We start from the raw sequence: 13,293 nt of genomic DNA, 5'->3' as shown, positions 1-13,293 counted from the left end.
GAATAAAGTGTAAACGAATTAAGCTGCTGGTGGATACCCGTTATATAGAACAGTCATGATCGTAAACCATCCGAAAACGAGTACAGTTGCAATTGCAAAGCCGCTCGCGAAAAAGTTTTTTTCACGAAGTGTTCTAAGCGTAGCAAATACAGCTAACAGAGTGACAAGTGTAAAAATAATAACAAGGCCCATACAATATCCTCCTCTGTCTACCCATTTCTTATTATGAGTTTTTGGAATATTTACTCTTTTATATTGTACATGTTTTAAAAATGATTGTCGAGATAGCATCCTTTCTTTTCCTCAGAGAAAGAAATGTTGTATCATTAAAAGTAAGTTTAATAACTGGAGGAGATTTTCATATGAAATGGATACAAATGCCGTTAGGCCCATTACAAACAAATGCTTATATTTTAATGAACGATCAAAAAGAGTGCATTATCTTTGACCCTGGTCATGAAGGTGAAAAGCTCGTTACATATGTACAAGAAGAACAATTAAAACCATTAGCTGTTTTATTAACACATGCTCACTTTGATCATATCGGTGCTGTTGATGCGGTAAGAGACACTTTTCATATTCCTGTGTACGTACATAAAGAAGAAGCAGATTGGTTAGGAGATGCAACTGTAAACGGCTCTCAAATTTTTATGATGAACCGCAGTATTACAGCAAAACCAGCGGATCATATTATTGATGCAGAAGGTACATTAACAATTGGATCATTTAATTTTGAAATTTTTGAGACACCAGGACATTCTCCAGGAAGTATTTCTTATTATAGTAAAGAGGCGAATGCTGTATTCTCAGGAGATGTATTGTTCCAAATGAGCATTGGAAGAACAGATTTACCTGGTGGAAGTTTCGCTGAATTAATTGGAAGTATTGAAGAGAAATTATTTGTATTACCAGATGAAACAGCGGTTTTATGTGGACATGGTCCAGAAACAAGCATTGGCTTTGAAAAAGAAAATAATCCGTTTTTACAATAAGGAGTCATTATGGGAATGGAGCTCATTTTAAGAGAATGGATGGGGAAAGAAAAGGATTATTCAATTTCATATAGTACGTATATGAACCTTGTATTGTATACAGAAGGTCATGGATATTATATGAAAGAACGTGAAAAGATTGGAAGACAAGGGGATTTTTTTACAAGTAGCAACGTATCCTCTGTGTTTGCAAAAACTTTTGCTAAACTTTTTATTCGTCTTGTTGAAAATGGTGAAGTTGCTCCGAATATTTGTGAAATTGGCGGAGGAACAGGGAAGTTTGCCTATGATGTTTTACAAGAATGGAAGCAATTATCTCCAAAAACCTTTATTGATTTAAACTATTCAATGATTGAAGTGAGCCCCTTTCATAGAAAATTACAGCAGGAGCACCTTGGCTCATTTTCTAATGTATCGTACTATACCTCCTATAGTGAAATGGGAGATTCTTTCGAGGGAATTCTTTTTTCGAATGAGTTGTTTGATGCATTTCCTGTTGAAATAATTGAGAAAAGAAATGGTATGTTGTATGAAGTACGTATTACATATACAGAGGAAGGAAGCCTTTCAGAAGTATGTAGACCGTTAGATAAAAGAATTGGTCGCTATTTATTGAAATATAATATTCATATTGCTGAAGGGCAACGTTTTGAAGTACCAATTGTGATGGAGGAGTATATAAAAGAAATTGCGAAATGGTTTCAAAAAGGTATATGTATTACAGTTGATTACGGATACACAAAAGAAGAATGGATGCATCCAGCACACCGTGAAGGAAGTTTGCGAGGGTATTATCAGCATAAGCTAATACGTAACCCACTAGCGCATCCAGGTGAAATGGATCTTACTACTCATATTCATTGGGACGAGCTAAAGGAGATGTTTAGTATGCAAGGAATGAATGCAGTATGGCATAAGAAACAATCTGAGTTCTTGTTAGCTGCAGGGATATTAGAACAGCTTACGAGCCATCAAGATACGAATCCTTTTTCTGAAACGCAAAAACAAAATCGAGCTGTTCGTTCTATGATTTTGAATGGAGGAGTAGGGAGTGCATTTGATGTTGTTATACATACAAAAGATATGCAACATTTACATTTGGATCGGTATGTAACAATATAAAAAACAAGACACAGTATATACTGTGTCTTGTTTTTTAATACGACTTATGTAGTATTATATATTTCCTCTCATGATATATATTTATATTAAAGATATGAGATGAAAAATATAGAATACGTTCTTTTTCTTCGATTATTAGTCCCTAACCTAATAATACGCGAACGAGTTGAATGATTGTTTCATTCTCTACTTTGTAATAAATTTCTAATCCTTTTCTTTCACTAGAAACGATTTTAGCGCTTTTTAATTTTGCTAAATGCTGTGAAATTGTAGATTGTGGCATGTTTAAGCCAGTATACATTGTAGAAACGTTGCTTGGACCGCGCTCGATTAATCCTTTTACGATACATAAACGAACAGGATGAGCTAGCACTTTTAATAATTCTGCATTACTTTCATATAGTTCTAATTCTTTTTGAAAGGTTTCTAACATGTTCTTTTCCACCTCCGTGTGAGCTATTATACCATACTATACATACCAAAAATTTAAAGAAAAGAAAATAGTTGTTGCAGAAAAAAAGTCCTAAAGTAAAGAAATTGTAAGAAAAGAGACCCTGATGTAAATAAAATAGGTAAATTAGCATGTTTTTGTAAAATGACATTTTTGGGTGAAAATTTCGATGCGTTTTAAAAATTGAAAGATATAGATATATTTGTAACACAATTTTATCATGATTTTCTTATTCTTTCAAATGAATATACGAAATTTTTAAAATAATATGACAAAGGAATTATAATGATATATATAGAATATAAAACAGGTTAAAAGAAAAGAAGCTGAATGTAATTCGCTTCTTTATGGTGATAATGAAATATTTGATTACGGCTGATAAATCTTAGGATGATCAATTCATTAGTCATTTATTCTAAAATTCATCTTTTAGCAACGTTAAAAATCTGTGATTCCATATGTTCTCATAAAAATCAATTGTCTCTTTTGCGGACATAAAAGGATTATTCAACGTAGAGGTTGTTTTCTGTACCATAAAGTTTTCGTATCCTAGTCCGTGGGCAAACTTAATCGTAGCATCCATACAGTACTCTGTTTGGGCGCCACAAAATTCAATGCAATTTACAGATAATCGATCTAAAATTTCTTTTAAGTTTGTTTTATAAAATGAATTTGCATGTGTTTTTCTTACAAAAAAATCTTGTTCTTGAACATCTAGATCGGTATGAATAGCCCAAAGTTCTTTCTCGGGTACTAAATCATCATCACAATGTTGAACAAAAAGGATTGGTTTATTTAATTTTCTGTATGAATAAATTCTTTTATTTACTTTTGTTAGTAAGTTCTGTAAATCAAATAAATGCTCCTCGCTATAACATACGCCATTTTGTAAATCGATAACGATTAAAATATCTGAACAAGTATCCATTATTTTCACCCCTTTTTATTTCTTAATATATCAATTAATCCATTATTTAGAAATAGATGATATACTTTTATTTTTTTATGGACTATAAGAAAAGAAGAAATTCAAATGAATATAACTAAAACGCAGAAAAAGAAGATATGAAAACCTAATCTCATATCTTCTTTTTCTCTATGCATTTACAGGTTCTTCTACATAAGAAAGGGCATTTTCAAAATCGGATATTAAATCGTTAACATTTTCAAGACCGACTGATAACCGAAGTAATGAATTAGAGATTCCTCTTTCATCACGAGCTTCTTGCGACAGTGCTGCATGTGACATTTTTGCTGGATAAGAAAGAATTGACTCTACAGCTCCTAAACTAACTGCAAAAACAGGTAATCTTACTTTTGATAAAAATTGGCGGAGTGCATCTTCTGACTGCAAAGTAAACGATAAGACCGCTCCAGCTGATGTTGCTTGAGATTGTTGAATATCAAATCCGAGATGTGTTTGTAATCCCGGATAATAGACATTTTGTACTTTAGCATGCTCTTGTAAATAATGTGCAATTTTATTCGCATTTTTAGCTGAATGCTCGAGGCGTACATGCAATGTTTTTAGACCGCGAAGTACGAGAGAACAATCTTGAGGTCCTAAAATAGCACCGAATGCATTTTGTAAAAATCCAAGCTTTTGAGCGAGTTCTGCATCCTTTACTACTGCTAATCCGGCAGTAACATCACTATGACCAGCAATAAATTTTGTAGCACTATGAAGAACGACATCAGCTCCAAGTTCAAGTGGTTTTTGGAATAGTGGTGTCAAAAATGTATTATCAACAAAAGTAAGAGCGCCAATAGATTTTGCGAGTTTAGAAACCTCGCGAATATCTGTCACTTTTAAAAGTGGATTAGAAGGTGTTTCTACATAAAAGAGCTTTGTATTTGGTTTCATGTTTTGTTTTATTTCTTCTAAATTGGTCATATCAACAAATGTATGTGAAACACCGTAACGGGAGAGTACCTCAGTTATCACTCGGTAAGTGCCTCCGTACACATCTTCTGAAATGAGTACGTGATCACCTTGTGAAAGAAGGAGGAATGCAGTGGAAATCGCTGCAATGCCTGATGCAAAGGCGAATCCTTTTGTTCCGCCTTCTAATAAAGCAATGATATCTTCAAGAGCTTCACGAGTTGGATTTCCTGACCTGCTATAGTCATATTTTCCTAACGTATCTACATCAAACTGGTGAAAAGTTGATGTGTTATAAATAGGAACGTTCACAGCGCCTGTTTGCGAGTCATGTTTATATTGGTTGTGTAGTAAGAGTGTATCTATAGAATAGCTCATATTCTTACACCTTCTTTTACGAGTTTAATGGCTTGCTTTAAGTCTTGAATTAAATCGTTACTATTTTCAATGCCAACTGAGAATCGAAGAAGACGATTGCATACGCCGTTTGCTGTTCTAATTTCTTCAGGAATATCAGCATGTGTTTGCGTTGCTGGATAAGTCATTAAACTTTCTACACCACCAAGACTTTCGGCAAATGTAATTAAGGATAAAGATTGTAAGAATGGATTAATCCAAGCTTCATCTTTAAGGCGGAATGAAATCATGCCGCCTCTTCCTGGATAAAATACATCTGTTACCCCGTCTTCATCGCTTAAATACGCAACAACTGCTTTCGCATTTTCTTCATGTTGTCTCATGCGAAGCGCTAACGTTTTCATACCGCGAATTAATAACCATGAGTCAAATGGGCTTAAAACTGCACCTGATGCATTATGATAATGAGCGATTTCCTCGCAAAGTTCCTTTCCTTTTGCAACGACAAGCCCGCTTAGTACATCGTTATGTCCCCCTAAATATTTCGTTGCGCTATGAAGTACAATGTCAGCACCTTCTGTTAATGGTTGCTGTATATAAGGTGTGTAGAATGTGTTGTCTACAATAAGAAGTAGTCCGTGCCTTTTCGCTACAGTTGCGACAGCAGCAATATCAGTAACTTGCATTAATGGATTAGTTGGAGTTTCTATGAAAATAGCCTTCGTTTCAGTTGTGATAGCTTGCTCAATTTGTTTAATAGACTGTGTATTTACGTATCTACATCGAACATTCCACTTTTTTTCATGCTCAGAAAATAATCGATACGTTCCCCCGTATAAATCTTCAGATACAATAAGTTCGTCTCCAGAGCGGAATAGAGAAAGGACGAGGAGAACAGCCGCCATCCCTGAACTACAGGCATAACCTTGTTCGCCATATTCTAAGTCTGCAATCGCCTGTTCTAAAAGACCGCGAGTTGGATTGCCAGTTCGTGAATAGTCAAAGCCAGTAGATTTACCAATTCCTTCGTGACGATAAGCGGTTGAGAAATAAACTGGTGGATTAACCGTTCCAGTTGTAGTTTCACTACGATTTCCGATTTGTGCTAGTTTGGTTTCGATTGTTGACATGTGAAAATTCCTCCTTTTTAAATTGAAACATTAAGTGAATATAAAATAAAAAAAGCCTTCTAAGAAGAAGGCTTTCGGTTTGAATAGAGTCTTCTTCTCATCTGTCAAATCTTTCACAATTTGCTGGAATTAGCACCTTATTAACAAAATGTTAATGGTTGCTGAGGCGTCACAGGGCCAGTCCCTCTACCTCTCTAGATAAGAATGTTCGTATGAAATTTTTATTATGTTTTTAACTTTACAATAAAAGATAATTGAATTGCAACTTTATTTTAAATAATTTTTATTTTTCCGCAAGTGTCATTGACTTTTACTTTTGTGCATGCTAAATTTATTAAAAAATTAACAAACATTGTTAAAAGGGGAACGCATTTCCTTTTAGCTACATAAATAAAATAATAAAGACAACTCTTATTGAGAGCGGTGGAGGGAAAGGCCCTGTGAAACCCGGCAACCTTCAAACGAAATGTTTGAAACGGTGCTAATACCTGCAAAACGAATGTTTTGCATAATAAGAGGAGGAACAATTATGTCCCCCTCTTCAAAGTGAAGAGGGGGTTTTTATATTGATAGAAATGAGGGAGATTCGTGAAATTACTAGATTTATTATCAAAAGGAATTGTAATAGGTGATGGTGCGGTTGGAACGTTATTGCATTCACATGGTTTGCAAAGTAGCTTTGAAGAATTGAACGTATCTGATCCAGATCTAATTATATCCATTCATAAACAATATGTAGCTGCTGGAGCAGATGTAATTCAAACGAATACGTATGGAGCAAATGAGGCGAAATTACGTATGTATGGTTTAGAAAATCAAGTTACAAAAATTAATAGAGCGGCAGTGAAATTGGCGAAAGCATCTGTGACAGATAAAAATGCAATTTTAGGAACAATTGGTGGTATGAAACATATCGGAGCTGTTACAACGACTGATATGGAAAGGGAGTTTATGTTACTTGAACAGGCGGGGGCTTTACTAGAAGAACAGGTTGATGGATTACTATTAGAAACTTTTTATGATGAATTTGAATTACTTCATGCTGTTAAAGTGTTGCGTAAGCAAACGAATATTCCGATTGTTGCGCAATTAGCGTTACATGAAGCAGGTACGACTCAAAATGGAAATGATGTCAATGAAATATTAAAGCAGTTTATAGATTACGGTGCAAATGTTGTTGGATTGAATTGTCAACTGGGGCCGCTTCATATGACGGAAGCTTTCAAAATGATATCGATTCCGCAAAATGGCTATTTATCAGCATACCCAAATGCAGGTCTCCCGAATTATGTAGAGGGACGTTACGTATATGAGGGAAGCCCAGCTTATTTTGAAGTGATGACACCGAAATTTATTGAGCAAGGTATTCGGTTATTGGGTGGCTGTTGTGGTACGACTCCAGAACATATTCAAAGTATGAAGCGCGCTGTTGCGAATATTACCCCTGTAATAGAAAAAGAAACGATTCAAAGGCCAAAAGTCGTTCATACGCATGAGAAACGTTCGAAGGCTCACGTCACTCTAGCAGAGAAAGCAAAAAAACAAACGACAGTTGTAGTGGAATTAGATCCACCGAAAACGTTAGATACACAGCGTTTTTTTGAAGGAGCAAGAGCGTTAAAAAGAGCGGGAGCAGATGCTATTACTCTAGCAGATAATTCATTAGCATCGCCTCGTGTCTCTAATATGGCGATGGGTGCGTTATTAACGAAGCATGATATCCCAGTATTGACGCATTTAACGTGTAGAGATCATAACGTCATTGGACTACAATCTCATTTGTTAGGTTTATCGGCGTTAGGGATGGAAGAAGTGTTAGCTTTAACTGGTGATCCAGCGCGCGTTGGTGATTTTCCCGGTGCCACTTCTGTATATGATTTATCCTCTATTGAGCTTATTAAAATGATTAAAGAAATGAACGATGGACGTTCAATTTTAGGGAAATCAATTGGACCGGCGACAAGGTTTTCTGTAGGCGGCGCATTTAATCCTCACGTGAGGCACTTAAAAGCAGCGGTTAAGCGAATGGAACGAAAAATAGATGCTGGAGCGGAGTATTTTTTAACTCAGCCAATTTACGATATCAAGTTAATTGAAGAAGTGTATGAAGCGACAAAGCATTTGGAACAACCTATTTTTATTGGAATTATGCCGTTAGTAAGTAAGCGGAATGCAGATTTTCTTCATTTTGAGGTGCCGGGTATTACTCTTCCTGAAGAAATAAGAGAGAGAATGGATGGACATGAAACGAAAGAGGCAGCAATTGAGGAAGGGATTCGCATTTCACAAGAATTGATCGATGCGGCGATGAAATATTTTAATGGTATTTATCTTATTACACCATTTTTAAAGTATGAAATTACAGAACATCTTGTTAAATATGTAAGAGAAAAGCAAGAAGTGAAAGAAGGTATTAATTGATGAAGTGTATAGAAGAAAAATTGAAAAATAGCATTTTAATATTAGATGGTGCAATGGGGACAATGATTCAGCAAGAGGATTTAACTGCTGAAGATTTCGGAGGAGAAGAGTACGAGGGCTGTAATGAATATTTAGTGGAAACAAGACCAGACGTTATTTTAAAGATTCATAAAGCTTATATTGAAGCTGGAGCGGATATTATTGAAACAAATACATTTGGGGCAACGAATATTGTACTAAGTGATTATGAGCTGTCTCATTTAGATGAAGAACTAAATGAAAAGGCAGCACTTTTGGCGAAGCAAGCTGTTAAAGAAAGCGGGAATGAAGTATATGTTGCGGGAGCGATGGGACCAACAACGAAAGCAATTAGTGTTACTGGTGGTGTGACTTTTGAAGAATTGATTGAGGCTTATACAAGGCAGGCACGAGGATTATTAAAAGGAGAAGTTGATGTATTACTCGTTGAGACGAGTCAAGATATGCGTAACGTGAAAGCAGCTTATATTGGAATTCAAGCTGCTTTTGAAGAACTGAAAAAAACGGTTCCTATTATGATTTCAGGTACGATTGAGCCAATGGGAACGACTCTGGCTGGGCAAACAATTGAAGCTTTTTATTTATCAGTAGAACATATGAAACCATTATCTGTTGGGTTAAACTGTGCGACTGGTCCGGAGTTTATGAGGGACCATATTCGTTCACTATCTGATTTATCGGAGTGTTACATTTCTTGTTATCCAAATGCAGGTCTTCCTGATGAAGATGGACATTACCATGAATCTCCATCTTCTCTTGCTGAAAAGGTGAAGCGATTTGCTGAAGAAGGGTGGGTTAATATTATTGGTGGTTGTTGTGGAACGACACCAGAACATATAAAAGCAATGAAATCCGCGCTAGCATCTCTTAAGCCTCGTGACCATGATGAGAGAGAAGGACATGGAATTAGTGGATTAGAAGCACTGCAATATGATGAGTCTATGAGACCGTTATTTGTAGGTGAAAGAACGAATGTTATTGGGTCACGTAAATTTAAACGATTAGTAGCAGAAGGGAAATTTGAAGAGGCTGCTGAAGTGGCAAGAGCGCAAGTGAAGAAAAATGCTCATATTATTGATATTTGTATGGCAGATCCTGATCGCGATGAAATAGAAGATATGGAAAACTTCTTAGCAGAAGTTACGAAAGTTTTAAAAGTACCGATTATGATTGATTCAACAGATGAAAATGTGATGGAGCGAGCTCTTACTTATATTCAAGGAAAAGCTGTTATTAATTCAATTAATTTAGAAGATGGAGAAGAACGATTTAAAAAAGTGACACCGCTTCTTCAGAAGTATGGTGCTGCTATAGTTGTAGGAACAATTGATGAAGACGGTATGGCGGTTAGTGCGGAGCGAAAGATAGAAATTGCGAAAAGAAGCTATGAATTACTTACAAAGAAGTATGGGATACGCCCGTCAGATATTATTTTTGATGCACTTGTGTTTCCGGTAGGGACAGGTGATGAAGAATATATTGGTTCAGCGGCAGCGACTATAGAAGGAATTCGCCTTATTAAAGAAGCGTTACCAGAGTGTTTAACGATTTTAGGGGTAAGTAACATATCATTTGGTTTACCACCGGCTGGACGTGAAGTATTAAATTCAGTCTTTTTATATCATGCTACGAAAGCAGGGTTAGATTACGCGATTGTGAATACGGAAAAATTAGAACGCTATGCGTCGATTCCAGAGGAAGAAAAACGCCTTGCAGATGCATTACTGTTTGAAACGACGAAAGAGACGTTAGAAGAATTTACAAACTTTTACCGAGTTGCTAAAAAGAAAGATATCGTTGTGCAAGAAACGTTAACGCTTGATGAAAGACTAGCAAATTATATTGTAGAAGGTACGAAACAAGGATTACACGAGGATTTAAGTCTTGCACTTGAAGAAGGAAGAAAACCTCTTGATATTATTAACGGTCCGCTTATGACAGGGATGGATGAGGTAGGACGACTATTTAATAATAATGAACTTATTGTTGCTGAAGTATTGCAAAGTGCCGAAAGTATGAAAGCTGCTGTAAGCTATTTAGAGCCACATATGGAATCTAGTGATAGTGCGAAAAAAGGGAAAGTATTATTAGCAACTGTAAAAGGTGACGTGCATGATATTGGGAAAAATCTCGTTGAAATTATTTTAGCAAATAACGGATATGAGATTATTAATTTAGGAATTAATGTACGTTCGGATCGAATTGTTCAAGAAGTACAAGAAAAGAAGCCGGATATTATAGGCCTTTCAGGTTTATTAGTAAAATCAGCGCAACAAATGGTAACGACTGCTGAAGATTTAAAAGCAGCAAATATTGATGTTCCCATTGTTGTAGGTGGTGCAGCGTTAACGAGAAAGTTTACAGATAATCGGATTTCACCATCATATAAAGGGCTCGTTTGTTATGCGAGTGATGCGATGACGGGGCTCGATATTATTAATAAGCTTCAAAAAGAAGAAGAGCGTGAGAAGATGAAACAGGATAAAAAAGAACGTCATCTTCATATCGTAAAAAAAGAGGAGAAGAAAGTAGAAATTCCAGCAGTAATTGAGCCATTACCGAAGGCTGAAGTTATCGTGCCTGATTCAACAAAACGAATTGTATTACGCGATATTCCGGCCCTTCATCTCGCTCCATTTTTAAATAGACAAATGCTACTTGGGCATCACCTTGGATTAAAAGGAAATGTGAAGAAGCTTTTGAAAGAGGGAGATAAGAGAGCACATGAATTAAATGATTTAATAGATGAATTATTGCAGGAAGGACAATCTTGGTTAAAGCCGAAAGCAGTGTATCAATTTTTCCCAGCGCAAAGCGACGGACAAAACATTGTAATATATGATCCAGAAGATCATACGCGTGTTATAGAGCGTTTCACATTCCCTAGACAAGGAAAGGCTCCCTATCGTACTTTAGGTGATTATTTGCGCCCAATAGGAGATGAGATGGACTATGTTGCTTTCTTATCTGTTACGGTTGGGGAAGGAGTTCGGGACATTGCTGAAGAGTGGAAGGCGAAAGGTGATTACTTACGTAGTCATGCCATTCAATCGTTAGCGCTTGAATTAGCGGAAGGACTTGCTGAAAAAACACATATGCTCATTCGTGACCGCTGGGGCATTCCGGACTCACCTGAACTGACGATGGAAGAACGTTTCCGTACGAAATATAGAGGAATACGAGTGTCATTTGGTTATCCGGCGTGTCCAGAACTTGCAGATCAAGAAAAGCTATTTCGCTTAATTCATCCAGAGGAAATAGGTATTTCATTAACAGAAGGATTCATGATGGAGCCAGAAGCGTCCGTAACGGCTATGGTATTTTCTCACCCTGAGGCAAGATATTTTAGTATTATAGTCTAGAAGGGGGAGACGTATGAAGAAAATAGTCTTTACAGGTGGCGGTTCGGCAGGACATGTAACACCTAATTTAGCCATTATCCCATATTTACAGGAAGACAACTGGGATATCTCTTATATTGGTTCTCATCAAGGTATTGAGAAAACGATTATAGAAAAGGAAGGCATTCCCTACTATAGTATTTCGAGTGGAAAGCTACGTCGTTATTTTGATTTGAAAAATATAAAAGATCCTTTTCTTGTAATGAAGGGTGTTATGGATGCGTATGTAAGGATTCGAAAACTAAAACCAGATGTAATTTTTTCAAAAGGCGGTTTCGTATCTGTACCAGTCGTAATTGGAGGATGGCTTAATAGAGTACCAGTTTTATTACATGAATCTGATATGACACCAGGACTAGCAAATAAAATTGCGCTTCGTTTCGCTTCGAAAATATTTGTTACATTTGAAGAAGCAGCGAAACATTTACCGAAAGAAAAAGTAATATATACGGGATCTCCTGTACGTGAAGAAGTGCTGAAGGGAAATCGTGAAAAAGGTTTAGCGTTTTTAGGTTTTTCACGTAAAAAGCCAGTTATTACGATTATGGGAGGCAGCTTGGGCGCGAAAAAAATTAATGATACGGCTCGAGAAGCATTACCAGAACTTCTTAAAAAATATCAAATTGTTCACCTTTGCGGAAAAGGTAACCTTGATGAAAGTTTACAAAATAAAGAAGGATATAGACAATTTGAATATGTACATGGAGAACTGCCAGATATATTAGCGGTAACAGATTTTGTTATTTCACGCGCGGGCTCCAACGCAATTTTTGAATTTTTAACATTACAAAAGCCGATGGTTTTAATTCCATTATCGAAATTTGCAAGCCGTGGAGATCAAATATTAAATGCAGAGTCCTTTGAAAGGCAAGGGTATGCCTCCGTATTATATGAAGAAGATGTAACTGTAAAATCTCTTATAAAGTATGTCGAAGAATTGAATCAAAATAATGAAAAGTATAAAACAGCACTAAAAAAATATAATGGAAAAGAAGCAATTAAAACAATCATTCAAAATATTTCAGAGGCATGATGAAACAATCATGCCTCTTTTAGTAGGGTGAAAGATTCCAAGAATTGATATTTTTATGTTACAATAAAGTGAAACTTTAATCAGTTGGGTTCATCCTACATCTAACTTCTTTACTGTTACTGAATTTTGAGGAGGGAGTCTTACTGCCCTCAAATAGCGGGATAACAAATGGGTTAATAGGGAAATTCCAATTAATGAGGCGTGAAAATACGAATGGATTAGGAGTGACTGTGTTGGAGCTAAGTCTCTATGAAAATACTGCACTTATTATATGCTTTGTGTTGTACGTTGGTAGTGTTATTGTTTATATTTCAAGGAAATTTTCGCAAGAAAGAGAGCTTGAAAAGTCAGAGATAACAGCTGAACTAGAAATGTTAGCTGATGAAAGTTATAAAAAACAAAAAATAAAAGAAGACCATGAAGCATCCCATCATTTAAACGCAAATAAGTTTTAAAGATGGGGAT

The 13,293-nt window shown here is 36.1% G+C and carries 11 protein-coding genes and 2 riboswitches; of the genes, 6 read left to right on the top strand and 5 right to left on the bottom strand.

Features of this window, described 5'->3' with window-relative positions:
- Positions 1-18 precede the first annotated feature (18 nt).
- Positions 19-192 (bottom strand): DUF2759 domain-containing protein, encoded by a 174-nt coding sequence (locus MKY21_RS21470; protein ID WP_000524852.1) that lies wholly within the window; start codon positions 190-192, stop codon positions 19-21.
- 170 nt (positions 193-362) lie between these two features.
- Here MKY21_RS21470 and MKY21_RS21465 point away from each other — a divergent pair, with 170 nt between their 5' ends.
- Both MKY21_RS21465 and MKY21_RS21460 read left to right on the top strand, forming a co-directional pair.
- Entirely contained in the window at positions 363-992 is a 630-nt protein-coding gene (locus MKY21_RS21465) for an MBL fold metallo-hydrolase (RefSeq protein ID WP_000871238.1), read from the top strand.
- A 9-nt stretch (positions 993-1,001) separates the two neighbouring features.
- Positions 1,002-2,114, top strand: coding sequence for a class I SAM-dependent methyltransferase (locus MKY21_RS21460; protein WP_000525141.1), 1,113 nt, complete (start codon positions 1,002-1,004; stop codon positions 2,112-2,114).
- A gap of 142 nt (positions 2,115-2,256) precedes the next feature.
- On the opposite strand, the gene MKY21_RS21455 is transcribed toward MKY21_RS21460, so the two are convergent.
- From MKY21_RS21455 to metI, 4 genes are all read right to left on the bottom strand, one after another.
- On the bottom strand, positions 2,257-2,547 hold the full coding sequence (locus tag MKY21_RS21455) for an ArsR/SmtB family transcription factor (RefSeq protein ID WP_000894377.1): 291 nt from the start codon (positions 2,545-2,547) through the stop codon (positions 2,257-2,259).
- 433 nt (positions 2,548-2,980) lie between these two features.
- On the bottom strand, positions 2,981-3,493 hold the full coding sequence (locus MKY21_RS21450) for a cysteine hydrolase family protein (RefSeq protein ID WP_000379179.1): 513 nt from the start codon (positions 3,491-3,493) through the stop codon (positions 2,981-2,983).
- 168 nt (positions 3,494-3,661) lie between these two features.
- A complete protein-coding gene (gene metC / locus MKY21_RS21445) occupies positions 3,662-4,825 on the bottom strand; it encodes a cystathionine beta-lyase (RefSeq protein WP_341077334.1) in 1,164 nt (387 codons plus the stop codon).
- Positions 4,822-5,934: a cystathionine gamma-synthase/O-acetylhomoserine thiolyase gene (metI, locus tag MKY21_RS21440; RefSeq protein ID WP_000103892.1), complete on the bottom strand. Its 1,113-nt coding sequence runs from the start codon at positions 5,932-5,934 to the stop codon at positions 4,822-4,824. The genes metC and metI overlap by 4 nt, the downstream gene beginning before the upstream one ends.
- Positions 5,935-6,028: 94 nt before the next feature.
- Positions 6,029-6,139, bottom strand: a riboswitch (SAM riboswitch).
- A gap of 203 nt (positions 6,140-6,342) precedes the next feature.
- Positions 6,343-6,452: riboswitch (SAM riboswitch) on the top strand.
- 70 nt (positions 6,453-6,522) lie between these two features.
- Between metI and MKY21_RS21435 the strand changes: the two genes are divergently transcribed.
- The 4 genes from MKY21_RS21435 to MKY21_RS21420 all read left to right on the top strand — a co-directional run bounded on the left by MKY21_RS21435 (position 6,523) and on the right by MKY21_RS21420 (position 13,283).
- A complete protein-coding gene (locus MKY21_RS21435; RefSeq protein WP_341077331.1) occupies positions 6,523-8,355 on the top strand; it encodes a bifunctional homocysteine S-methyltransferase/methylenetetrahydrofolate reductase in 1,833 nt (610 codons plus the stop codon).
- Positions 8,355-11,756: a methionine synthase gene (gene metH, locus MKY21_RS21430; RefSeq protein WP_341077327.1), complete on the top strand. Its 3,402-nt coding sequence runs from the start codon at positions 8,355-8,357 to the stop codon at positions 11,754-11,756. Before MKY21_RS21435 ends, metH begins: the two co-directional genes overlap by 1 nt.
- A gap of 13 nt (positions 11,757-11,769) precedes the next feature.
- A complete protein-coding gene (gene murG / locus MKY21_RS21425; RefSeq protein WP_000724777.1) occupies positions 11,770-12,828 on the top strand; it encodes an undecaprenyldiphospho-muramoylpentapeptide beta-N-acetylglucosaminyltransferase in 1,059 nt (352 codons plus the stop codon).
- 194 nt (positions 12,829-13,022) lie between these two features.
- Complete coding sequence (locus tag MKY21_RS21420) at positions 13,023-13,283, top strand: DUF3966 domain-containing protein (protein WP_001250699.1); 261 nt, start codon at positions 13,023-13,025, stop codon at positions 13,281-13,283.
- The last annotated feature ends 10 nt before the right edge of the window (positions 13,284-13,293 follow it).

The organism is Bacillus sp. FSL R9-9497 (genome assembly GCF_038005805.1).
Lineage (GTDB): Bacteria > Bacillota > Bacilli > Bacillales > Bacillaceae_G > Bacillus_A > Bacillus_A cereus.
This window is presented reverse-complemented; position numbering and strand designations above follow the sequence as displayed.